We start from the raw sequence: 23,984 nt of genomic DNA on the forward strand, positions 1-23,984 counted from the left end.
CGCTAGCGCCACACAATCTTTTGTTGATTGCACACAAAAAATTACTGTGTGATTCTTAATCCCATCTTTGTGTGAATCGTGCGGACCGGGGAGATACGTCATGGCGAACGTCGCCATCGTGGGGGCAGGCTTCATCGGGCTCGGCGCCGCGGCATGGCTGCAGCGCGACGGGCATCGCGTGACGCTGTTCGATCCGGCCGGCGTCGGCCATGGCGCGTCGTTCGGCAATGCCGCGACGTTCGCGCCGTACGGTTGCGTGCCGGTGAACGGCCCGTCCGTGTTCCGCGACATCCCGCACTTCCTGTTCGCCGCCGACAGCCCGCTGCGCATCCGCTGGCCGTACCTGCTGCGCGGCGCGCCGTGGCTCGCGCGGTTCCTGCTCGCGTCGACGCCCGCGCGCCATGAACGCAGCGCGAGCGCGCTGGCCGCGCTGCTGACGCGTGCCGCCGACGGCTATGCGCCGCTGCTCTCCGCGCCGAGGCTCGCGGCGTTCGTGCGTCCGAGCGAATGCCTGTACCTGTACGCGCGGCAGGCATCGTTCGACGCCGCGCAGCCGTCGCTCGCGCTGCGGCGCCGGCTCGGTGTGTCGTTCGACACGCTCGACGCGAACGCGATCCGCCGGCTCGAGCCCGCGCTCGCGCCGATCTTCACGCGCGGCGTGCTGTTCGACGGAAGCTGGCATTTCTCCGATCCGCACGGGTTTCTCGGCGAACTGTTCGCGCATCTGGCAACCGGCGGCGCGACGCTCGAACGCGAGCGCGTCGAGCGGATCGAGCCCGCCGGCGACGGCGTGAACGTGCATGCGGGCGGCTCGGTGCGTGCGTTCGATCACGTCGTCATTGCCGCGGGCGCCCGCTCGCGCGAATTCGCGGCCGCCTGCGGCGACGCGGTGCCGCTCGATACCGAGCGCGGCTATCACGTGCAGTTCGCCGCCCATGAGCAGATCGTCACGCGGCCGGTCGGCTGGGCCGAGCGCGGCTTCTACATGACGCCGCTCGACGAAGGGCTGCGCGCGGCCGGCACCGTCGAACTCGGCGGCTTCGACGCCCCGATGAACCGCTCGCTCGTCGCGCTGCTCACCCGCTCGGCCCGCGAGGCGCTGCCGTCGCTCGGCGCGCCGACGCGCAGCTGGCTCGGCTTCCGGCCGACGCTGCCGGACGGCGTGCCCGTCATCGGCCGCGCGCGGCGCAGCGCGCGCGTGATCCACGCATTCGGCCACCAGCATCTCGGCGTGACGCTCGCCGGCATCACCGGGCGGATCGTCGCCGACCTCGTCGCCCAGCGCGCCCCGCCGCTGGACCTCGCACCGTACCGGGCCGCGCGATTCTGACGCGCGCCGCGATTTCAACCAACGCAAGGAAATCATCATGAATCGTCGTCACTGGCTGGTTTGGCTGGCCGTCTGCTCGCTCGGCACGGCCGCGGCCGCATCCGCGTACGGCGCGGACCCCGAAACCATCAAGCTCGGCTTCGCCGGCCCGCTGACGGGGCCGGTCGCGCGCGTCGGCAAGGATCTGCAATACGGTGCGCAGCTCGCGCTCGACGAGGAGAACGCGAAGCATCCGACCGTCGGCGGCAAGCCGGTGCGCTTCGTGCTCGACGTACAGGACGACCAGGCCGATCCGCGCATCGCGATCCAGGTCGCGCAGAAGCTCGTCGACGACGGCGTGGTCGGCGTGGTCGGCCACTACAACTCGGGCTGCAGCATTCCCGCGTCGGCCGTCTACAAGCAGGCGAACGTCGCGATGATCACGCCCGGCTCGACCAATCCGCAACTGACGATGCAGGGTTTCAAGAACGTGTTCCGCACGATGGGGCACGACGGTATCGGCGGCGTGGTGGCCGGCCGCTTCGCGGTCGAGCAGCTGAAGGCGAAGCGGATCGGCATCATCGACGATCGCACCGCGTTCGGCCAGGGCCTCGCCGATGCATTCGAGAAAGGCGTGAAGGACGCGCACGGCAATATCGTCGGTCGCGAATACACGAACGACAAGGCGGTCGATTTCCGCGGCATCCTGACGACGATGAAGAGCAACAACGTCGACCTGATTTTCTTCGGCGGGCTCGACGAACAGGGCGCGATGCTGATCAAGCAGATGCGCTCGCTCGGCATTCGCGCGCAGCTGTTCGGCGCCGGCGCATTGAAAAGCAACGCATTCCTGAAGATCGCCGGCAGCTCGGGCGAAGGCACGCAGGATCTCGAGCCGGGGCCGGCGCTCGACAAGCTGCCGTCCGCCGTCGCGTTCGCGCAGCGCTACAAGGCGCGCTTCAACCAGGACGTCGAGCTGTATGCGCCGTTCGCGTACGATGCGGCGCTCGCGATGATCGCGGCAATCCACAAGGCCGATTCGGTCGATCGCGGCAAGCTCGTCGCGAGTTTGCCGGGCGTGTCGGTCACCGGCGTGACCGGCAAGATCTCGTTCGACGAGCGTGGCGACCTGATCAAGCCGCCCTACACGCTGTTCCGCGTCGAACAGGGGCAGTGGCACAGCATCCGCACGGTCGGCGGCGCGTCGAACTGAGCGGCAACCCGGCGGACAGCGCCGCTTATCGCGCCGTCTGCTGCCGCTGCACCTCCTGCGCTTTCATCTGCAGATACGCGCTCTTGTCGACTTCATGCAGTTGCTGCGGATACTGCTCGGTCGCGTCGAACCAGCGCGCGAGGCGCTGGTCGAGCGGCTTGTCGAGCGTCGCGAGATACGTGTCGATCGCGAGGTAGTAGCGCATCGTGTTGCGCTCCAGCAGCCCGCGCACGCCGCCGACATATTGCGGCTGCGCGGCCGATGCGCCGCCGATGGTCGTGAACCCGACCTTGTCGCTGCCGACGGTCGCGAGGTAGGTCTTCATCGCCATCCGGCCGACGGTGCCGAAGCCGTACGAATACGTGAGGTGCAGGAACGTGCGCGACGCGCCGACCGGCACGGCCTCCAGCGCGATCCGGTAATCCTTCGTGCCCATCGGGCCGCTGTCGGCGGTCAGGTCGACCTGGAAGTAGTCGGGTGCCGCAGCTACGACGCGATAACGAAACTGCACGCGATAGGTATCCGACAGCTTCTGCTGGATCTTGCGGCCGAGGTTCACGTCGAGCACCGGGCCGTTGCTGCCGCTCGACGCGTGACAGTACTTCGTGTTCAGGTGCAGGATCAGCACCGCGCACCAGTTCGCAGGGCCTTGCCCGGGATCGTCGAGCTGGCCGCTCACGACCGCGAACGGATAGTCGACCACCGCGTAGATGTCGCCCTTCAGCGACGACGCTGCCTCCGACGATTCGAGGGTCAGCGGCCGGTGAAACGCGTTGTCCTTCAGTTGCGCGCCGAGGCTGTGGTAACGGTCGAGCAGCGCCGCCGCATCGCCCGCGCCGAACGACAGCGCACTCCAGCCGACACAAAGGGCCGCGACGAGCGCGTGCCAGGTGCGGCGGGCAAGCCACGTGCCGCGCGGATGTTCGGATGTCTCCATTTTTGTGCTCCCGCCGGGCGCGCGCTGGTCGCGCGCATGTGTCACAGAATACGCCTGTGCGACGTCGCGCACGGCGCACGGCCGCTATCGGCGCCGCTTCACCGGCACCGGCAACTGCGCGGCGGTGATCCGGATCAGCGCCGACAGCCATTCGCGGTCGTCCCAGCGATCGCCGGCGATGACGAGGTGCGGCTTCGCGGTCGGATACGGCGGGCCTTCGTCGCAGGCGCCGAGAAACGCGCGGCCTTCGGGCGTCGGCTTGACGAACAGCCGGTCGTCGCACACGAGCGCGACCATCTTGCCGTCGCAATAGATGCCGTATTCGCCGAACATCTTGCGGGCCGATACCGTACCGGCCGCCGCCATCTGCTCGACGATGAAATCGACTGTGCCCTGGCTCGATGCCATCGGATGCTCCGTTATCGAATCAATCGTCTGACCTTCATCGATGCCGCGCCGTTCCGCTCATTTGTCCGCAGAAAACGCACTCGACATCTGCCGCGCCCGCTTCACGTCATCGCCGTGCAAATAAATCGACGTCGTCGAAATCGACGCATGCCGCAGGTTGTCGCGCACGGTCGTCAACTCCGCCCCGCGCGCGAGCGCGTGCGTTGCATGCGTATGGCGCATCCAGTGCGGGCTCGCCTGCCGCAGCTTGTGCGCGAGCGCCGGGTTATCGGCATCGACGAGATCGGCCGTCTGCGCAAAAAAGCGCTGCATCACCTTCCACAGCCGCACGCTCGTGATCGCGGCCGCGCCGTCTTCCGCGAGGCTCGGGATCAACGGCGTATCCGGCCGCCAGCGCACCGGCGTGACCGGCAGCCGGCGCGCGACCAGATGGCGATCGAGCGCCGTGCGCGCCAGCGGCGGCAGCGCGACGCGTGCGGCCTTGCGCCCTTTGCCGATCACCTTCAGCCATGTGTCGCCGTGCGCGTCCGTCTCGATGTCGCCGAGCGTCGCACCGACCAGCTCGCTCGCGCGCAGGCCGGTCGCATAGCCCAAGTCGAGGATGAAACGCAGCCGTTGCGCGGCGGCCGGCGTCCAGCCCGACTGCGGCGCGCCGGCGGCCGTGCCCTTGCGGAACTCGAGCCCGTCGGCGATGGTGCGGACCAGCAGCCACTCGCCTTCGGTGAACGCATGCGACGTGTCGAGTGCGTTCGCGACGCGCGTGTCGCGCACCTTGACGCCCGCGAACGGATTCGCGAGCAGGTAGCGCTGCTCGATCAGCCAGCGGAACAGCGCGCCGAGCACCGACAGCGTGTACGCCGCCGAACGCGCGGACAGCGCGCCCGAGAACGGCCGCCAGTCAGGTGCGCCGCGCGGCCGCACGGGGCCGACCCAGCGCTCGTGCGGCGTCGGGCGCCGCAGGAACGCGCGATATGCGACCGCATCCTCGGTCGTCAGCGACGACAGCGCGCGGCCGCGCTCGACGATCGCCCACAGGATCAGCCGCTCGGCTTCCTTGCGGTACGCGCGCCGCGTCGCGGCCGATTCGTGCAGCGACAGCCACGCGTGCACGGCCGCGTAATCGTTGTCCGCATCGAGCGTGCTGGTCGCGCGCGGCGCGCGGAACGTGCCGGCCGAGCCGTCGACCTCGTGCGGCAGCTTCAACTGCTCCCACGGCACGATGCTGCCGCGCGGCGTCGCGGCGATCAGCGCGCGCGCTCGTTCGGTCAGGTCCGGATGCGCGGCGAAGAACGCCTCGATGCGCCGCGCGCCGGCCACGCCGAGGCCCGCAATCGCACGCCACCACTGACGCCGGCGCGGAATCCGCACCGTGAGGTCGGCCAGCGTCGCGATCCCGTGCGCACGCAACGCGACGACCGCGCGCGCGGGCAGCCACAGCCCGACGTCGTCGCTGATCTGCGGGACTGGCGCGCGCGCATGACGCAGCAGGCCGATCGCTTCGGTGGCCGCCTTCGCCTCCCGTAAACGCTCACCGTCGGGATGACCGAGCCGTTCCGCGAGATCGGGTCGGCCAGCCTGCCGCGCGACGCGCACGAGGCGACGGCGAATACCGCCGATCACGCCGCGCGACGACCGCCCTGCGCCGAGACGATCGGGCAGGTAGCGCTCGACGGCCTGGCGCACGGTCATGCCCGCGTACCACGCGCGCAGCGCGGCCAGTTCGTCGGCGTCGGGAAAGCCTGCGGGCGCAGGCGCGGAATCTGAGGAAGGCAGTGAGGCGAGGCGCGGTTTCATGGCCGCCAGTTTGACAGAAGCGCGCGCGGCCGGGTACGTCGTGCGCAGCCTTCCCGGCACCACCATGCGCTTGCGCGACGCCGAACCCGCCCGGCATCGCGCAAGCGCATCGAACGGGAGCCGTCAGCCGGTAACGGGCGTGCGCCGCACTTCCGACATATAGATGAGGATCAGCGACACCCACACGATCCCGTACAGGAACATGAAGCAGGTCGTGCGCACGCGCAGCAGGTCGAGCAGCACGCCGAACAGGATCGGCAGCAGGAAGCCGCCGAGCCCGCCCGCGAGCCCGACGATGCCCGTGACGACACCCATGTTGTCCGCGAAATCGTCGGCAACATACTTGAAGGTCGACGCCATCCCGAGCGCGAACACCGCGCCGAGCACGAAGGTCAGCGCAACGAAGCCGGCCACCGGCATCGACATGTTCAACGTCGCGGTGCCGTCGATCGTGTGGATCACGAAGTCGGTCGCGGGATACGACAGCAGGAACAACGCGATCCACGCAACCCACAGCCCCCACCACGTGACCGCATGCGCGCCGAAGCGGTCGGACAGCGCGCCGCCTAGCGCGCGCAGCACGGAGCCCGGCAGCGAGAAGCCGGCCGCGAACGCGGATGCCATCACGAGCGACATCCCGTATTCGCTCTTCAGGTACTGCGGAATCCACAGCGACAGCGCGGTGAAGCCGCCGAACGTGATCGAGTAGTACTGGCAGAGCCGCCACACGCGCGGGTCGCGCAGCACCTTGAAAGCGTCGAGCATCGAACCGCCGCGTTTGCCCGCGCCGGGATCGGGCGCCGACGCGAACCAGAAGATCGCGGCCGTGACGAGCAGCGCGACCGCGTAGATGCGCGGCACGAAACGCCAGCCGTACGCATCGAGCAGCAGCGGCGTGACGAACAGGTTGACCGCCGCGCCGACCGTGCCCGCGCCGAACACGCCCATCGCGAGCCCGCGCCGCTGCGGCGGGAAGAAACGCGCGACATACGGCGTGCCGACCGCGAACGACGCGCCGACGCAGCCGAGGAACAGCCCGATCAGCAGGAACTGCCAGAGCTGCGTCGCGTAGCTGATGATATAGACCGGCACCGCGCACACGACGAGCAGCACCGTCATCACGATGCGGCTGCCGAAGCGGTCGGTCCACGTGCCGAGCGGCAAACGCATCAGCGCGCCGGTCAGCACGGGCGTCGACGTGAGCAGCCCGAACTCCGTGCTGTTCAGCCCGAGATCGATGCGCAGTTGCACGCCGAGCACGCCGAACATCATCCACACGACGAAGCACACCATGAATGCGAGCGTGCTCGCGGCCAGCACCGACCATGCGCGCAGCGGGATGGCCGGCACGTTCGCGACCGAACCGGCGTTACCTTGTTGAGTTGCCATACACCAGACTCCGTTATTGGACGAGCGGCCCGTTCGCGCCGTCGAATTCAACGCCTTCGACGCGCGCGCCACCCGCGAGAATCGCCACGTACTGCCGCATCGCCCGCTGCCGCACGCGTTCCGACAGGTACGCGGCGATCTGCGCGGCGGCTTCGTCGAACGGCACCGCGTCGCCCGGCACGCGGCGCTCGATGCGCACGATGTGGAAGCCGAAGCGCGTGTTGACGAGTTTCGGCAGCACGCCGAGCCCATCCGTATCGAACAGCGCGGCCTCGAATTCCGGCACCGTATCGCCACGCAGCAGTTGTCCGAGGCTGCCGCCGACTTGTGCCGACGGGCAGTTCGACGACGCGCGCGCGACCGCTTCGAACGTGTCGGGCGCGGCTACCACGTCGGCCAATGCGCTTTCCGCGCGCTGCCGCAGCGGCGCGAGCGGCACGCGGTCCGTCACCGCGAACAGCACGTGGCTCGCATAGACGATGTCGTTGCGGCGAAAGTGCGCCGGATACTGCACGTAGTAGCGCTCGCAATCCGCGCGATCGGGTTCGGGCACGTGCGTCAGCTCGCGTTCGAGCAGCGCGTCGACGGCCGCGTCGTCGAGCGGTGCGCCTTCGTCGAGCAGCGCCAGTGACACCGCGCGCTGCCGCAGCAGCTCGCGCACCGCGAGCGCGCGCCGTGCCGCATCGAACGGATCGGGCGCGTCGCCGTGATGTGCGGCTTCGGCCGCGACCGCGTCGTCGTCGATCGCGACGCCGTTGATGCGCAACGCGATCGGTGCATCCGAGAGAATGTCGTTCATACGCCTCCTCAGCGCTTGCGCACGAGTTGGTACGGACGGATCAGGTATGCGACCGACGCGATACCGCTCCAGATGTGCACCATCCGCGTAAACGGCGACACGAGGAAGATCGTGAAGCCGAGCAGGATATGCAGCCGGTAGGTCAGCGGCACGCCGACGAGCAGGCTCGCGATATCCGGCCGGAACGTGACGACGCCCTTCACGTAGTCGGTGAGCTGTTCGAACATCGCGCCGTCCATGTGGCGCGTCGACAGCACGACGGTGCCGAGCCCGAGCGCGAGCTGCACCCACAGCATCAGCACGATCAGGATGTCCGACTTGCGGCTGTTGCGGCGGATGCGCGCGTCGCCCAGGCGGCGCCAGATCAGGATCGTCAGCCCGATGATCGCCGCGACGCCGGCCGCACCGCCCGCGACCATCGCGACGAGCTGGTGCCCGGACGCCGACAGGAACGGCGACACGAGCCAGTGCGGCGCGAGGAAGCCGCCGAAGTGCCCGAGCACGACGACGAGCACGCCCCAGTGGAACAGGTTGCTGCCGAGCCGCAGCATGCCGTGGCGCAACAGCTGCGACGAATCGCTTTTCCACGTGTACTGCTCGCGGTCGAAGCGGATCAGGCTGCCCACCAGCAGCACGGCGAGGCAGATGTACGGGTAGATCCCGAACAGGAACTGATGCAAGGTGTCGTTCATGAGTTTCCCCAGTTGGGCCCGCGCTTACGCGCCGCGGGCCGGCCGCTTGTCGTGGAACCGCACCGTCTGCTCCGCCGGTGTCGCTGCGCCAACGAAGCGCACGGCCTCGTCCGCATACGACGCATCGAGTGCGCGGTAGTCGTCGGCGCTCGGCCGCTCGGCGGCCACATCGTCGGCGGCCGCATCCGGTGCATCGGCCGGCGCGAGTCCGGCCATCGGCAACAGCGCACCGACGACGAAGCTGTAATGGCTGCCGCGCTGCGCGAGCTGTCCGGCCAGCGCGCGCAGGATCTCGCCGGTTTCGGCGAGCAGCTTGCGTGCGTCGGGCGCCGGCAGCCGCGACAGGTATTCGAGGAACACGGGCAGGTAGTCGGGCAGCTCGCCCTGGTTCAGGAACAGCCCGTGGCGCTCGTACATCTGCAGCAGATCGACCATCGCCTGCCCGCGGTCGCGCGATTCGCCGTGCACGTGCTCGAACAGGTACAGCGACGTCGCGCGGCCACGGTCGAACAGCGCGACGTAGTTCTCCTGCAGCGTCAGCAGGTCGCGCTCGCGCACATAGGCAAAGAACCGGTCGAGGCCCGCGCGCACCGCTTTCGGCACGCGCGCACGGTCGCGCAGGTGCGCGTCGATCGAATCGAGCGCGGCGACCAGCGAATCGTCGGGATAGTCGAGCAGCGCCGCGAGCGCCGCATAGGTCGGATCGGGTGCGGTGCTCATCGGGAGGCCTCGTGGATCGGAATCGTCTTCTTGCCCTTCTTCGTGCTGAACAGGCTCGTCTCGGAACGGCCGTCCGAGCAGCCGTTGCCGAACGAGAAGCCGCACGATGCGCGCAGGTCGTATGCATCCTCCGCGTACTCGCGGTGCGTCGTCGGGATCACGAATCGATCCTCGTAGTTCGCGATCGCGAGATAGCGGTACATCTCCTCGACCTGCGCGAGCGACAACCCGACCTGGTCGAGCACGCCGCGCGCATCGACGCCGTCCACGTGACGCGCGCGCATGAACGCGCGCATCGCGAGCAGCCGTTCGAGCGCGAGCTTCACGGGCGCCTCGTCGCCGGCCGTCAGCAGGTTCGCGAGATAGCGCAGCGGAATGCGCAGCGATTCGACGTCCGGCAGGTAGCCGTTCATGCCGAGCGCGCCGCTGTTCGCGGCCGAGTTGATCGGCGACAGCGGCGGCACGTACCACACCATCGGCAGCGTCCGGTATTCCGGATGCAGCGGGAACGCGATCTTCCAGTCGATCGCCATCTTGTAGGTCGGCGAACGCCGCGCGGCGTCGAGCCACGCGGCCGGCACGCCGTCGCGCTCGGCCTGCGCGATCACGGCCGGGTCCTCGGGGTCGAGGAACAGCGACAGTTGCGCTTCGTACAGGTCCTGTTCGTTTTCCGTGCTGGCCGCCTCGCTGATCCGGTCGGCGTCGTACAGCAGCACGCCGAGATAGCGGATGCGGCCCACGCAGGTTTCCGAGCACACGGTCGGCTGGCCCGCCTCGATGCGCGGATAGCAGAAGATGCACTTCTCGGCCTTGCCGCTCTGCCAGTTGTAGTAGATCTTCTTGTACGGGCAGCCCGACACGCACATGCGCCAGCCGCGGCACTTGTCCTGGTCGATCAGCACGATGCCGTCTTCCTCGCGCTTGTAGATCGAGCCGGACGGGCACGATGCGACGCATGCCGGGTTCAGGCAGTGCTCGCACAGGCGCGGCAGGTACATCATGAAGGTGTTCTCGAACTGCCCGTAGATCTCCTTCTGCACGGATGCGAAGTTATAGTCCTTCGCGCGCTTCTCGAATTCGCCGCCGAGGATTTCCTCCCAGTTCGGCCCCCACTCGATCTTCTCGAGCCGCTGGCCGCTGATGAGCGAGCGCGGCCGCGCGACCGGCATCGCACGCGTATTGCCGGCTTCCTGCAGATGCGCGTAGTCGAACGTGAACGGCTCGTAGTAATCGTCGATCTCGGGCAGGTGCGGATTCGCGAAGATCTGCGCGAGCAGCCGCCACTTGCCGCCGAGGCGCGGCTCGATCTTGCCGTCCGCGCGCCGCTGCCAGCCGCCGCGCCAGCGGTCCTGGTTCTCCCAGTCCTTCGGATAGCCGATGCCCGGCTTCGTCTCGACGTTGTTGAACCACGCGTATTCCATCCCTTCGCGGCTCGTCCACACGTTCTTGCAGGTCACCGAGCAGGTATGGCACCCGATGCACTTGTCGAGGTTCAGCACCATCGCGATCTGTGCGCGTACCTTCATGACGTTTCTCCTGTGCGAGCGGTGACGGGTGCGGTTTCCTCGCCGTCGAGCCAGTCGATCTTGCTCATCCTGCGCACGATCAGGAATTCGTCGCGATTCGAGCCGACCGTGCCGTAGTAGTTGAAGCCGTACGACAGCTGCGCGTAGCCGCCGATCATGTGGGTCGGCTTCAGCGCGATGCGCGTGACCGAGTTGTGGATGCCGCCGCGCGTGCCGGTGATCTCGGAGCCCGGCGTGTTCACGATCTTCTCCTGCGCGTGGTACATCATCACCATCCCGGACGGAATCCGCTGGCTGACGACGGCCCGCGCGCACAACGCGCCGTTCGAGTTGTAGCACTCGATCCAGTCGTTATCGACCGCGCCGATCGCCTTCGCGTCGTCTTCCGACATCCACACGATCGGGCCGCCGCGCGACAGCGTCAGCATCAGCAGGTTGTCCGTGTAGGTGCTGTGAATCCCCCACTTCTGGTGCGGCGTCAGGAAGTTCAGCACGCGCTCGGGGTTGCCGTTCGAGCGCTTGCCGACCATGTGCGCATAGCTGCCCGTATCGACCGGCGGCTTGTACGCGCACAGCGATTCGCCGAACGCGCGCATCCACGCGTGATCCTGGTAGAGCTGCTGGCGGCCGGTCATCGTGCGCCACGGCACCAGTTCGTGCACGTTCACGTAGCCGGCGTTGTACGACACGTGCTCGGATTCGATCCCGCTCCACGTCGGCGACGAGATGATCTTGCGCGGCTGCGCCTGGATGTCGCGGAAGCGGATCTTCTCGTCCGCGCGCGCGGCGGCCAGGTGCGTATGGTCGATGCCGGTGATGCCGGACAGCGCGCGCCACGCCTTCACCGCCACTTCGCCGTTGGTTTCGGGCGCGAGCGCAAGGATCACCTCGGCCGCGTCGAGCGCCGTGTCGATGCGCGGGCGCCCTTGCGCCGCGCCGTCGGCCACCTTGTAGTTGAGCTCGCCGAGCAGCTTCACTTCGTCCTTCGTGTCCCAGCCGATGCCCTTGCCGCCGTTGCCGAGCTTGTCCATCAGCGGCCCGAGCGACGTGAAACGCGCATGGGTATTCGGATAGTCGCGCTCGACGACGGTCACGGTCGGCATCGTGCGGCCGGGCACCGGCTCGCATTCGCCGCGCTTCCAGTCCTGCACGTCGAACGGCTGCGCGAGTTCGCCCGGCGTGTCGTGCGCGATCGGCGCGAGCACGACGTCGCGCTCGACGCCGAGATGCCCGTCGCACAGCTCGGAGAAGCGCTTCGCGATCCCCTTGAAGATCTCCCAGTCGCTCTTCGATTCCCACGCGGGATCGACCGCCGCCGACAGCGGATGGATGAACGGGTGCATGTCGGACGTGTTCATGTCGTCCTTCTCGTACCACGTCGCGGTCGGCAGCACGACGTCCGAGTACATGCAGGTCGTCGACATCCGGAAGTCGAGCGTCACGAGCAGGTCGAGCTTGCCGCGCGGCGCGTCATCGTGCCACGTCACTTCCTCGGGGCGCGGGCCGCCCGTCACGCCGAGATCCTCGCCCTGCACGCCGTTGGTCGTGCCGAGCAGGTGCTTCAGGAAATACTCGTGGCCCTTGCCCGACGAGCCGAGCAGGTTCGAACGCCACACGAACAGGTTGCGCGGGAAGTTGCCGGGCGCATCGGGATCTTCGCTCGCCAGCTTCAGCGCGCCCGACTTCAACTGCTGCGCGATGTCGGCGCCGGCGTGCGCGGGATCGGCGAGCGCCGCGCCGACCTTCAGCGGATTCACCGCGAGCTGCGGCGCGGACGGCAGCCAGCCCATCCGTTCCGCGCGCACGTTGTAGTCGATCGGCGCGCCGTGGAACTGCGACTTGTCCGCGAGCGGCGACAGCAGCGTGGCCGGGTCCATCGGGTCGTAGCGCCACTGGTCGGTATGCGCGTAGAAGAACGACGTCGCGTTCATCTGGCGCGGCGGGCGATTCCAGTCGAGCGCCGCCGACAGCGCCGTCCAGCCCGTCTGCGGCCGCAGCTTCTCCTGGCCCACGTAGTGCGACCAGCCGCCGCCCGGCTTGCCGACGCAGCCGCACATGATCAGCATGTTGATGATCGCGCGGTACGACATGTCCATGTGGAACCAGTGGTTGATCCCCGCGCCGATGATCACCATCGACTTGCCTTGCGTCTTGTGCGCGTTCTCCGCGAACTGCCGCGCGACCGAGATCACGTCCGCGCGCTTCACGCCGGTGATCGTCTCCTGCCACGCCGGCGTGTAAGGCAGGTCGTCGTCGTAGCTCGCAGCCACGTCGCGGCCGCCCAGGCCCTGGTCGAGCCCGTAGTTCGCGACAAACAGGTCGTAGACGGTCGCGACCAGCAGGTCGCCGTTGCGCGTCGCAATGCGCCGCGCGCCGATCCGGCGCGACAGCTCCGAGCCGTGCTGCGTCGAGTTGAAATGCGCGTGCGGCTGGTTGCCGAAGTACGGGAACAGCACATCGACCACGTCGTCGTGCGCGGCCGTGCACGACAGCCGCGGCGACAGCGCCGCACCCTTCGACGTCTCGCCGCGCAGGTTCCATTTGCCCTTTTCTGCGTCGTCCTGCTGCCCCCAGCGGAACCCCACCGAGCCGACCGGCACGACGAACTCGCCGGTCGCGTCGTCGATCATCACGGTCTTCCAGTCCGGATGCGCGGCCTCGTCGAGCGCGTCGTCGAAGTCGGATGCGCGCACGAGGCGCTCGGGCACGTAGCCGTCGCCGTGCGGCACGAGGCGCACGAGGCACGGCATGTCGGTATAGCGCTTGCAGTAGTCGACGAAGTAGTCGCTCTTCCCGGCCAGATGAAACTCTTTCAGGATCACGTGGCCCATCGCGAGCGCGAGCGCCGCATCCGTGCCCTGCTTAGGGTGCAGCCACAGGTCGCCGAACTTCGCGCCTTCCGAGTAATCGGGGAACACCGACACGACCTTGGTGCCGCGATAGCGCGCCTCGACGAGGAAGTGCGCGTCCGGCGTGCGCGTCTGCGGGACATTGGAGCCCCACATCATGATGAACGTCGAGTTGTACCAGTCGGCCGATTCCGGCACGTCGGTCTGCTCGCCCCAGGTCTGCGGCGACGCGGGCGGCAGGTCGCAATACCAGTCGTAGAAGCTCAGGCATACGCCGCCAATCAGCGACAGGTAGCGCGAGCCGGCCGCGTACGACACCATCGACATCGCCGGAATCGGCGAGAAGCCGACCACGCGATCGGGGCCGTGCCGCTCGATCGTGTGCACGTTGGCCGCCGCGACGATCTCGTTGACCTCGTCCCAGCTCGCGCGCACGAAGCCGCCGAGCCCGCGCCGGCCCTGGTACGAACGCCGCGCTTCGTCGTCATCGACGATCGAGCGCCACGCTTCGACGGGGGCGAGCGTGCGGCGGCGCTCGCGCCACAGCTTCACGAGCGCGCTGCGCACGAGCGGATGCTTGAGCCGGTTCGCGCTATACAGGTACCAGGAGTAAGAAGCGCCGCGCGAGCAGCCGCGCGGCTCGTGGTTCGGCATGTCGGGGCGCGTGCGCGGGTAATCGGTCTGCTGGGTTTCCCAGGTGACGATCCCGCCTTTCACGTAGACCTTCCACGAGCACGAGCCCGTGCAGTTCACGCCATGGGTCGAGCGGACGATCTTGTCGTGCTGCCAGCGCATCCGGTAGCCGTCTTCCCATTTGCGGTCTTCGTCGGTGACGGCGCCGTGTCCGTCGGAAAAGCGTGGCCTCGTGGTGGAGAAATAACGCAATCTATCCAGGAAATGGCTCATGGGGATCTCGTTTTTCCGGTCTTTTGGCAGACCCTGATTATTTAAGGAGGTGAAATACCGGTTGTAAAGGACGATCGGATTTCGATCGTTCCGCCCTTTTCTCGGTGGTCGAACAGATTGTCGTGCGGGTTGACATATCAAGGCTTGATACAAATCACGATATCGTTCATCGCCCCGCAACAACAAAACCGAATGGGGAGCGAGTGCGCGGCGCGCGCCTGATATGCTGCGCACTGCATTCGCGTATCACCCGTCCGCCTCCTCCACGCATCGCGTTGCGGCGGGCGGGATCCGCATTGAATTGCGCTGGACGATCCGGCAATCCGCATCGGGATTCGCGGGCCGCAGCCCGTTGTTTATCGAAGGTTGCGCAGGTTGTTCAGTGCATTTCCGGCCGTCGGTCAATAAAACCCTTACCTATAAAAACGGCAATTTCATGACATCACGCCTTCTCGCCGCGCTCGTTGCCGCGGCCTTGAGCTGCACCGCCCTGCCCGCCGCCCACGCGCGCACCTACATCGCGCCGACGGCGTCGCTCGGGAAAGGGGCTCATGTTCACCAGTTCGTGCTGCGCGACCCCGTCACGCACCAGCCGCTGCCGAATGCGCGATACCGGCTGTTCCTGCCCGGCCAGGTCATCGCGGGCCTGCCGGTCAAGCCGGACCAGCACGACAGCGTGATCTTCGGCACGACCGACGCTGCCGGGCGCACCGTCAGGATCCGGCTGCCGAAATCGCATCCGGAGAAGCAATGGGTGTTCAACCCGATCATCGGCGAAGGCGATATGGGCGAATCGTTCCATCTGGTCGACCCGTCCGGCAAGCAGCCGCTCGGCAGCTTTCCGTATGTGCTGGACGTGGAAAGCGAATATCTGGCGTGCGGCTACTCGGATGCCAACGGCTACACCTACTACGCGCAATCGCGCACGCCGCGGAACATCAATCTCTACATGGGCATGCTGACCGCACCCGACGACACCGACTGGTGCGCGGGCCCGGGTGCGGCCATCGCGAACGGCGCGGACCGTGCAAACGCCCCCGGCGCGCCGGACCTTTACACGCAATACCTCGGCAGCCTGGTCGCCAACGGCAACCGGCTCAGCGACGCGTTGCGGCAACAGATCGTCACCAAGCTGCTGTCGCTCGCGATCGCCGAACGCGACGCGGGCCGCGTCGCCGCCGTGCTCGACCTCGGCGACATCCCCGACGACCGCCTGAACGACATCGGCTATCGGCTCGCCGACGCGGGCATGCAAGTCGATCGCGGGCTCGCGATGATCGACGCGCATCTCGCGAAATCGCCGGACGATGCGTATGCGCTCGACAGCAAGGGCTGGGCGCTGTATCGCCTCGGTCGCAATGAGGAAGCGCTCACGTGGTTCGACCGGTCGATCGCGATCTTCGCGAAGGACGGCGACGAGGACAGCGACGGGCGCGCAGCCTACGCGACCGGCCTGACGCACAAAGGTGAAGTGCTCTGGAAGCTGGGCCGCCAGGACGAAGCGCACGATGCGTTCGCGCAGGCACGGAAGATCCAGCCGAAGAACGCGGAGTTGGAGGAAACGTTGAAGCGGTTGAACATCCAGGCCGGCCCGGACAACGCGGCGGTGTCCGGTACGACCGGCACGTAACCGCATCCGCAACGTGCGCAGCGGGCAACGATCGTCAGGACAACGCCGGTCATTGCTCGCCGGGATCGCCGCGCGCGGTATCGGGTCAGGGTATCGATTCAGGAAGGTATGCGGCTTCCCGCGTCACCCCTCGCCTGTCGCGCCCGGATTGAGCATCACGACGAAGCCGGCCACACCGACGACCAACGCGATCGCGCCGCCGCGCAGCGCCATCGCGTCATCGAACAGCAGCCCGGTCACGACGGCCATCATCCCCGCGAGCGACACGAACACGGCGACCGCCGCGACGACGATCCGGTACTGGCGACGTATCATCGCGCGCCCGCCACGTTACGCCGCAGCGGCGGCGGCCGGCACATCGGCATCGTCGCCGCGAATCAGCAGCACCGGGCACTTCGAGCCGCGCACGAAGCGCTCGGCGACGCTGCCGAGCAGCACGCGCCGGATGCCGCGCCGCCCGTGCGTGCCGACCACCGCGAGATCGATCCCGCGCTCCTTCACGTAGCGCTGCAGGCGTTCCGCGATGTCCTCGCCGATGCTCTCGGTCTCGACGAGTTCGGCCTCGCCCTTCGCACCGGCCAGCGCGATGACCTGTTCGGCTTCGTGGAGCACCTTGAACCCGTCGCCGCGGATTTCCTCGACGAGTGCGTGCGGGTCGATACGGCCCGCGTAGGTAAACAGCACCGACTTGTCGACCACATACACGGCACTGACGTGCGCGCCGCTCGTGAGTGCCATCTTCACTGCCTCGGCAAGCGCCTGTTTCGACGAAGCGCTGCCGTCGACGGCCACCATGATCTTCTCGTACATGCGAACCTCGCTGGGGTGAACTGCCGCGCACCCTGTCGCGCAGCCATGTCACCATCATCGGCGGATGGCGGGTTCGGTTGTTGACGGCGGTCAAGCGTCGCGGGAATCCGGCCATGCGGCAAAGCGACGCGCCGCACGTGTCCGCACTTCGTGCCTGCTGCCGGAGTGGCGCGCACGGCAGGCGACCGGCTGCCGCGCAGCGATCGCGCCGAAGGCGCTATCATCGGAGCTTCAACCTTCGTCCGGCCCTTTTTTGCCGGCTCACCTTCAACTCGCTCAACCGACATGACAACGACTACCGAACGCGTGGACGGCGCCGCCCAGCATCTCGTCGCCGCCCGCCATGCCGGCTCGCCCGGCCCGCTGTTGCCCGATGCACTGCGTCCCGAGGACGTCGACACCGCGCTCGCGATCCAGCAGCGCGTGGCCGACCTGCTCGGCGAACCCGTCGGCGGATGGAAATGCGCGCTGCCGCCGCCCGACCGCGTGATTCTCGCGCCGATCTTCGCGTCGACGATCCGCGAAGCCGATGCGCCGTACCGCGTCGTCGGCGGGCCGATCGTGCGGATCGAACCGGAAATCGCCTTCGTGCTCGATCGCGACCTGCCCGCGCGCGAGCAACCGTACGACGAAAACGACGTGCGCGACGCGATCCGCGAAGTGCGGATCGTGCTCGAAGTGCTCGGCTGCCGCTATGCGGAGCCGGCGCGCGCGTCGAAGTTCGAGCTGCTGGCCGACGGCCAGTTCAACCAGGGGCTGTGCGTCGGCCCGGTCGTGCACGACGGGCTGAACGTGCCGCTCGCGACGCTGGCGCTGTCGCTCGAAGGCGCGCTGAACCGCGCGATCGACGGTCGCCATCCGGACGGCGATCCGCTGAAGCCGCTGGTGTGGCTCGTCAATTTCCTCGCATCGCGCGGCGATGCCGTGCGCGCCGGCCAGATCGTGACGACCGGCTCGTACGCGGGCGCGATCGACGTGCCGCTCGGCGATGCGCTGACAGTCCGGTTCGGCGAACTCGGCAGTTTGTCGGTGACGTTGACGGCGTGATGTGCGCGGCATGCGGACAGGCCCGACCCGGCCGGTCGCTTGCCGCGGTGCGATGACCGCAACAGACGCGCGGCCCGCTTCGTCGTCAGGCGCGCTGCCGCCCGACCTTGCGTGACGGCAGCATCATCGCAACCACGCCCGCGACGACACATCCGAGCCCCAGCCATGCCGACACCGACAGCGACTCGCCGAGCAGCACGATGCTGATGCCGACACCGATCGGCACGCGCAGATAAGCCTGCGCCGTCGTGCCGACCGACCCGAGCGTCTGGACGAGCCGGAAGTAAATGACGAACGCCAGGGCCGTCGAGCACACCGCGAGCGCCGCAAGCGCCAGTAGCGATTGCGGCAAAGGATGAAGCGTCCACGGACGGTCGACGACGATGCCGGCGGGAACCAGCACGGTGACAGGCCGCGCCACCTTGCACGACACGGCCCGGCACCCCGCATCCGTGATCAACGCGCCGCGATCGCTTCCGTCATCGCGAGAAACCACTCGATCTCTTCGCCCGTCTGGCAATGAAGCGGCGACACGCGCACCGCGCCATCGAGATTGAACGACTTCAGCATCCGGCCTGAATACAGGCTCGACGCGACCCGCTCGTAGACGATCGCACCGCGCTGCTCATATTCGCGCACCGCCTGCGTCGCGTCGAGATTCGCGAACCCGATGCCGACGATCAGATCGCGCGTCTCGAGCGCGTCGTGGTCCCAGAACACGCGGACGCCTTGGATCGCCCTGAGCCCGCGCCGGCCGCCGTGACCGTCGAGCAGCGCCGCCAGCAAAGCACGTTCGTGCAGTTCGATCCGGTGCATGCCTTCGGCGAACAGCGCGCGCCGATCGTCCGAATCGTTGAAATACGCGCCGATCCACGCAACGTAATCGACGATCGCCGTGACGACCGCGAATTGCGCCGGCGCCGGACTGCCGAGTTCCCACACGCCCGACTCTTTTGCCGCGAGCCGGTGATGCGGCAACGACGCCGCGCGCGGCGACAGCCACGACATCCCGGAACCGCGGCAGCCGAAAAACTTGTACGGCGCGAAGTTGATGCCGTCGACCGGTGTTTTCTGCAGATCGATCACACCGTGCGGCGCATGCTGGACCGCATCGACGACGATGAAAAGATCCGGCTTTTTCTCGCGCGCCCGCGCAACGATCGCGTCGATATCGAGTTTCGCACCGGAAATGTTCGACGCGGCCATCACGCTGAGCAGCGCCGTATCCGCGTCGACGAGCGACACGATCGCATCGACGTCCACACCACCGGTTCGCGGATTGCTCGGCGCGATGCGCAACGTCTTGCCGGTTCGCTCCGCGTAATACGTCATCGCGTCATGGGAAGAAGGATGCTCGAGCACGGTCGTGACCGCGTTCGTGCCCGGCACGTTCTCCATGATCGCCCTCACCATGTCGAACATCGCGCCTGACGCAGTCAGCGATGCGTAAATCGAGCCGCCCTGCGCGTTGAGGATCGTGCGAACGTCGTCTTCGCCGCGTGCCTGTATCGCCTGCAGGTCGAGCGCACGTTCATGAATGCGCTCCGGGCAGTCGGGCAGCGCATCGACACGCGAATACGCATCGATCGCCGCCTTCAGCCGAAACGACCCGCCGGCGTTGTCGAGGAACAGGCGCTCGCGCCCGTCGATGTCGCGGTCGAGGTGATGAAAGCGCGAGCGGATTTCGCGCATCAGCGCGTCGGGAAAGAAGGCGCCACGGATACTGCTCATCTGCAATGCTCCTGTTTGCTTCGAAATTTTGTCGGTAGAGGTCGTACGGCCGAGGTCATGCGTCGAGCGACGCGAGATACGCGCGGCCCTTTTCCGCGTCGTACCGGCCTTCCCACTTCGCGATGACGAGCGGCGCGAGCGCATTGCCGATCACGTTCAACGCGGTGCGTCCCATGTCCATCACGCGATCGACCCCGGCAATGAAAGCGAGCCCCTCGAGCGGCAGCCCCGCGCTCGCCAGCGTCGCGAGCAGGATAACGAACATGAAACCCGGCACGCCCGCCGCCCCCTTCGACGTGACGACCATCGTCAGCGTCAGCACGATCTGCTCCTGCCACCCCAGGTGCACGCCGTACAGCTGGGCGACGAACAGCGTGCCGATCCCGAGATAGATCGACGCGCCGTCGAGATTGAACGTGTATCCGGTCGGCACCACGAACGTCGTGATGCTCTTCGGCACGCCGTAATCCTCCATCTTCTTCATCAACTGCGGCAGCACGGTCGCCGAACTGCAGGTCGAAAACGCGATGATCAGTTCGTCCTTGATCACGCGCAGCAGCGTGAAGATGCGAAAACCGCACAGCCGCGCGACCAGACCGAGCACCCCGATCGCGAACAGCAGGATCGCGAGGTAGGTCACGGCGACCAGCTTCAGAAGCGGCAGCAGCGAACCGAAGCCGAAGCTCGCGACGGTCACCGCGATCAGTGCGCACACCCCTACCGGCGCGTAGTGCATGACCATGTTCGTGACCTTGAACATCGCGTCGGCAATGCCCTTCAGCGTCGCGAGAACCGGTGTCCGATACTCGTCCGATACCGATTGCAGCCCGAGTCCGAACAGCAGCGAAAAGAAGATCACCGGAAGCAGGTCGCCCTTCGCCATCGACGCGACGATGTTGTCGGGAATCACGCCGAGCACCAGTGCCATCAGCCCGTGGTGGTCCTGTGCCTGCTGCGCCGCCTGCCGGTAGTGCGACATGTCCGCGTGGCCGAGCTGCGACAGATCGGTGCCGAGGCCCGGCTGCAGCACATTGCCGATCACGAGACCGAGCACGATCGCGACGGTCGTCACCGCCTCGAAGTAGACCAGCGTCTTCAGGCCGATGCGCCCGAGCGACTTGCCGTCGCCGACACCCGCGATGCCGATCACCATGCTCGTGAACACGATCGGCACGACGATCATCCGGATCAGCTTGATGAAGATGTCGCCGACCGGCTGCAGGAACCCGGACACCACCGCGTCGCGCATCTGCGGAAAGCGGTTCAGCACGAGTCCGGCCGCGATGCCCACGACGAGCCCGATGACGATCTGCCACGCAAGCCCGACGCGGGGCTTGCGCACGGCATGTGCGGTATGCCCGGCCGGCGGGTTCTCGATGACGGTGTCCATGTCTCTCTCCATATTCGGGGTCCAAGCGGTTGAAGGTGGCGCACCGTGCGACACGCGTTCCGGCCACGGGTTTGCCGGCCGGTTCGGGCCGCGCAGCACACGCCGGGCGACACGACATCGACACCTTAAGCAGCCTAAATAAACGAAAAAAGCGATTTTTTTATATGTCAAACTATCGCTTTTATTCATGAATTGGCGGGCGAGATGCTGACGTTCAAGCAGATGGAGGCGTTGTACTGGATCGTGCAGCTCGGCTCGTTCGAAGCGGCGGCGACCCGGCTGAACACGACGCAGTCGGCCATCTCGAAGCGCATCCAGGAGCTCGAGCGCGCATTCGACCTGACGGTGTTCGATCGCGCGCACCGCAGCGCGAGGCTCACCGACAAGGGAGCCGAGCTGTTCGATCACGCGAAGGAATTGCTCGAACGGCGCGACCAGATCGTCGAGCGCATCAGTTCGAAAGAGGTATTGGTGCGGCAGGTTCGGATCGGCGTGACCGAACTGACCGCGCTCACGTGGCTGCCCCGCCTGATCGCCGCCATCCAGGCCGCCTATCCGAAAGTGCGCGTGGAAGCCGAGGTGGACCTGAACGCGACACTGCGCGAGCGCCTTGCGGCCGACACGATCGACCTGATCGTCGTGCCGCAGATCCATGCCACCGAGTCGTTCGAGTCGACCGCCGTCGGCGAGGTCGACAACGCGTGGATGTGCGCGGCCGGATTCGTGCCGAAGCGAAAGACGGCCATCCCGCTCGCGGACATCGCGCAATTTCCGCTGATCCTGCAAGGCAGCCTGTCGGGCACCGGCCATCTGTACACGCGCTTTCTCCAGGAGCACGGTGTCGGCATGCAGCGTGTCCTGGCCAGCAACAGCCTGATCGCACAGATCGGCCTCGCACTGTCGGGGCTCGGCGTCAGCTATCTGCCGATGGCGTGCCTGTCGCGGATGGTCGCGTGCGGCGCGCTCGACATCGTGCAGACGCGCCCCGCGCTGCCGCCGGTTCGCTACGTTGCATTGCACCGGGCCAACCGGCCGCATTCGCTGAATGCCGAGATCGCGCGGCTCGCCGCGCAGTCGTGCAACTTCAATGCGAATCTGCTCGATCCCGGCGAGCATCCGCAGCCGGGAACGCGCAAGCCGTAGGCGACGATCGGCATCCGGCCGGGTGCATCGGCGGCGGCGGTATCGAATCCCGCCGCACCTTCGGCCGCGCGATCCGTCCTGCCCGACCCGACGTGATAACGTTGCACATCACCGCGCGGCCTGACTCGAACACCGGGCACGCGAACCGCGTCCACCCCGATACCCGCCATGTCGCTGACACCGCTGCCCGCCCTGTTCGACGAAATACTGCGCACCGTCGCGCGCCGCTACCGGCTGCCGCCGCTCGACAGCGTGTCGTCGCCGGCCGATGCCGCGAACCCGGCCACCACCCTTGCGCGCGTGATCGAGGAAGCGTGCCGGATGCTCGGCGACGGCCAGTCGCCCTGCGCGGAACTGCGGCAGCGCTTCATCGATGCGCTCGCGCGGATGATCCGCGACGCCATGGATCCGCGATCCGGCGATCCCGCCTTTCAGGCTTCGGTGCTGCGGCACGATGCGCCGAGCGTGCGCGAATACGCGTCGTTGTCCGCGCACGCCGAGCAGGACCGGCGCGCGCTGCACTCGGCCGTCAATGCAATCGCGCATCCGGCCAAACTCGAGCGAAGCGCACAGGCGTGGCGACGCGACGGGCTCGCCCGGCTGCATGCGGCCGCAACCGCCGCGTCGTGGGTCGATCTTGATGCCGCGCTGGCGCAACTGCTCGCGCTGCCCGACATGGCGGCCGACACCGCGTTCGAGCAAGACATCGTCAAGCTGAAAGACAGCCCCGCGCTCGAACGCATGCTGCGTCTTGACGCACTGGCATCGGACGAACACGTCCGTCGATACCGCGCACTGTGGGTGCGTCAGGGCCCACTCGAAGGCAGCACGGTCGCCGTCGCGCAGGGCGTCGCGTCACAGCAGCGCGGCGCGGCCGTCGAAGCGCTGGCTGCGCAGGTGCTCGACGCGTTGGCCCGCAGGCTCGAAGCCGTGGACGCGCGGCGCACGTACCGCGTGGTCACGTCGATGCGCGTGCCGTCATCGATACCGGGCCGGCACGACCGCGCGAAAACCGAATGGGATGCGATCCTGCTCGAACGCATGCGCGGCGATGAAGCGGCGCCCGTCTGGAACGTCCGCTTCCTCGTCGAAGCGAAGGCGTCCGCGGATGCCGCGACGACCGATTTGTCGCGGCTGCTGCGCGGCCTGAACCTGCTCGCGCAGGCCGACGCGGACACGATCTATGCGTTCGAGACGCACCAGGGCACGGTGCGCGTGCATGGCGCGTCGCTCCGCGCGTTGACGACCGACGACGCGGCGCTGCAACGGGAAGTGCTCTATTGCTGCGATGCGTCCGCGGATGCGACGCCGCGCCTGCTGGGCGCCGCGAGCCGGATGCAGTTGCTGTCGGCGCAAGCCAGCCTCGAATACGCGAGCGCGCTGGCGCAGCAGCCGGATGCCGATCCGGGCGGCCTCGGCGTCATCTGGCACGCGCTGCTGACACTGCCGCCATGGCATGCCGTGCTGCATCAATACCCGTCGTTGCGGCAGGTCCGCGAACTGATGGTGGCGATCGACGACTTGCGGGCCGCGATCGGCGATGTGGCCGACGATGGCGTCGCAAGCAGCGTGTGCGCGTAATGCAGGAGCCGCGCCGCCGCGCGACTTGCCGACGTGCCCGCAACCGCTTCCGAAGTGCCCTGACCGCGGCACACGCCGACGGTACTCGTCACGCCCGTGAGGTACGATAC

General features: G+C 67.5%; 19 protein-coding genes and 1 pseudogene. 6 read left to right on the forward strand and 14 right to left on the reverse strand.

The annotated features are described in order from the left end of the window. Nucleotides 1-100 precede the first annotated feature (100 nt). Nucleotides 101-1,330, forward strand: coding sequence for an NAD(P)/FAD-dependent oxidoreductase (locus tag CUJ89_RS35390; RefSeq protein ID WP_114182078.1), 1,230 nt, complete (start codon nucleotides 101-103; stop codon nucleotides 1,328-1,330). Between the two features lie 37 nt (nucleotides 1,331-1,367). Then, on the forward strand, nucleotides 1,368-2,522 hold the full coding sequence (locus CUJ89_RS35395; protein ID WP_114182079.1) for a branched-chain amino acid ABC transporter substrate-binding protein: 1,155 nt from the start codon (nucleotides 1,368-1,370) through the stop codon (nucleotides 2,520-2,522). Nucleotides 2,523-2,547: 25 nt separating this feature from the next. On the opposite strand, the gene CUJ89_RS35400 is transcribed toward CUJ89_RS35395, so the two are convergent. From CUJ89_RS35400 to CUJ89_RS35440, 9 genes are all read right to left on the reverse strand, one after another. After that, complete coding sequence (locus CUJ89_RS35400) at nucleotides 2,548-3,459, reverse strand: hypothetical protein (RefSeq protein WP_114182080.1); 912 nt, start codon at nucleotides 3,457-3,459, stop codon at nucleotides 2,548-2,550. Nucleotides 3,460-3,543: 84 nt separating this feature from the next. Beyond that, the gene (locus CUJ89_RS35405; RefSeq protein ID WP_114182081.1) at nucleotides 3,544-3,867 is read right to left on the reverse strand and encodes a TfoX/Sxy family protein; all 324 of its coding nucleotides are present in this window, start codon (nucleotides 3,865-3,867) and stop codon (nucleotides 3,544-3,546) included. A gap of 57 nt (nucleotides 3,868-3,924) precedes the next feature. Next, entirely contained in the window at nucleotides 3,925-5,661 is a 1,737-nt protein-coding gene (locus CUJ89_RS35410; protein WP_114182476.1) for a site-specific integrase, read from the reverse strand. A 123-nt stretch (nucleotides 5,662-5,784) separates the two neighbouring features. Beyond that, nucleotides 5,785-7,050, reverse strand: coding sequence for an MFS transporter (locus CUJ89_RS35415; protein WP_114182082.1), 1,266 nt, complete (start codon nucleotides 7,048-7,050; stop codon nucleotides 5,785-5,787). A gap of 13 nt (nucleotides 7,051-7,063) precedes the next feature. Beyond that, nucleotides 7,064-7,849 carry a peptidylprolyl isomerase gene (locus CUJ89_RS35420; RefSeq protein ID WP_114182083.1) on the reverse strand — a complete coding sequence of 262 codons (786 nt, stop codon included), beginning with the start codon at nucleotides 7,847-7,849 and terminating at the stop codon, nucleotides 7,064-7,066. Between the two features lie 8 nt (nucleotides 7,850-7,857). Continuing rightward, a complete protein-coding gene (narI, locus tag CUJ89_RS35425) occupies nucleotides 7,858-8,541 on the reverse strand; it encodes a respiratory nitrate reductase subunit gamma (protein WP_114182084.1) in 684 nt (227 codons plus the stop codon). Nucleotides 8,542-8,565: 24 nt separating this feature from the next. After that, a complete protein-coding gene (narJ, locus tag CUJ89_RS35430; RefSeq protein ID WP_114182085.1) occupies nucleotides 8,566-9,261 on the reverse strand; it encodes a nitrate reductase molybdenum cofactor assembly chaperone in 696 nt (231 codons plus the stop codon). Continuing rightward, on the reverse strand, nucleotides 9,258-10,787 hold the full coding sequence (narH, locus tag CUJ89_RS35435; RefSeq protein WP_114182086.1) for a nitrate reductase subunit beta: 1,530 nt from the start codon (nucleotides 10,785-10,787) through the stop codon (nucleotides 9,258-9,260). Before narH ends, narJ begins: the two co-directional genes overlap by 4 nt. Beyond that, nucleotides 10,784-14,542, reverse strand: coding sequence for a nitrate reductase subunit alpha (locus CUJ89_RS35440; protein WP_114182087.1), 3,759 nt, complete (start codon nucleotides 14,540-14,542; stop codon nucleotides 10,784-10,786). The genes narH and CUJ89_RS35440 overlap by 4 nt, the downstream gene beginning before the upstream one ends. Nucleotides 14,543-14,978: 436 nt before the next feature. Between CUJ89_RS35440 and CUJ89_RS35445 the strand changes: the two genes are divergently transcribed. Beyond that, nucleotides 14,979-16,172, forward strand: coding sequence for a tetratricopeptide repeat protein (locus CUJ89_RS35445; protein WP_114182088.1), 1,194 nt, complete (start codon nucleotides 14,979-14,981; stop codon nucleotides 16,170-16,172). Between the two features lie 123 nt (nucleotides 16,173-16,295). Here the strand turns inward: CUJ89_RS35445 and CUJ89_RS35450 are convergent, their stop codons facing one another. Both CUJ89_RS35450 and CUJ89_RS35455 read right to left on the reverse strand, forming a co-directional pair. After that, on the reverse strand, nucleotides 16,296-16,487 hold the full coding sequence (locus CUJ89_RS35450; RefSeq protein ID WP_114182089.1) for a DUF2964 family protein: 192 nt from the start codon (nucleotides 16,485-16,487) through the stop codon (nucleotides 16,296-16,298). A gap of 15 nt (nucleotides 16,488-16,502) precedes the next feature. Beyond that, nucleotides 16,503-16,982 (reverse strand): universal stress protein, encoded by a 480-nt coding sequence (locus CUJ89_RS35455; protein WP_114182090.1) that lies wholly within the window; start codon nucleotides 16,980-16,982, stop codon nucleotides 16,503-16,505. 285 nt (nucleotides 16,983-17,267) lie between these two features. Between CUJ89_RS35455 and CUJ89_RS35460 the strand changes: the two genes are divergently transcribed. Beyond that, a complete protein-coding gene (locus CUJ89_RS35460) occupies nucleotides 17,268-18,029 on the forward strand; it encodes a 2-keto-4-pentenoate hydratase (RefSeq protein ID WP_114182091.1) in 762 nt (253 codons plus the stop codon). 85 nt (nucleotides 18,030-18,114) lie between these two features. On the opposite strand, the pseudogene CUJ89_RS35465 reads toward CUJ89_RS35460, so the two are convergent. From CUJ89_RS35465 to CUJ89_RS35475, 3 genes and pseudogenes are all read right to left on the reverse strand, one after another. Beyond that, a pseudogene (locus CUJ89_RS35465) lies at nucleotides 18,115-18,432 on the reverse strand (EamA family transporter); the annotation flags it as partial. 53 nt (nucleotides 18,433-18,485) lie between these two features. Then, nucleotides 18,486-19,760, reverse strand: coding sequence for an aminotransferase class V-fold PLP-dependent enzyme (locus tag CUJ89_RS35470; protein WP_114182092.1), 1,275 nt, complete (start codon nucleotides 19,758-19,760; stop codon nucleotides 18,486-18,488). 55 nt (nucleotides 19,761-19,815) lie between these two features. Beyond that, nucleotides 19,816-21,150: a cation:dicarboxylate symporter family transporter gene (locus tag CUJ89_RS35475; RefSeq protein ID WP_114182093.1), complete on the reverse strand. Its 1,335-nt coding sequence runs from the start codon at nucleotides 21,148-21,150 to the stop codon at nucleotides 19,816-19,818. Nucleotides 21,151-21,354: 204 nt separating this feature from the next. Here CUJ89_RS35475 and CUJ89_RS35480 point away from each other — a divergent pair, with 204 nt between their 5' ends. Both CUJ89_RS35480 and CUJ89_RS35485 read left to right on the forward strand, forming a co-directional pair. Further along, nucleotides 21,355-22,293: a LysR family transcriptional regulator gene (locus tag CUJ89_RS35480; RefSeq protein ID WP_114182477.1), complete on the forward strand. Its 939-nt coding sequence runs from the start codon at nucleotides 21,355-21,357 to the stop codon at nucleotides 22,291-22,293. 168 nt (nucleotides 22,294-22,461) lie between these two features. Continuing rightward, nucleotides 22,462-23,874 (forward strand): 3-deoxy-D-arabino-heptulosonate 7-phosphate synthase, encoded by a 1,413-nt coding sequence (locus CUJ89_RS35485; protein WP_114182094.1) that lies wholly within the window; start codon nucleotides 22,462-22,464, stop codon nucleotides 23,872-23,874. Nucleotides 23,875-23,984 lie beyond the last annotated feature (110 nt).

The sequence above is a fragment of the Burkholderia pyrrocinia genome (assembly GCF_003330765.1).
Classification (GTDB): domain Bacteria; phylum Pseudomonadota; class Gammaproteobacteria; order Burkholderiales; family Burkholderiaceae; genus Burkholderia; species Burkholderia pyrrocinia_B.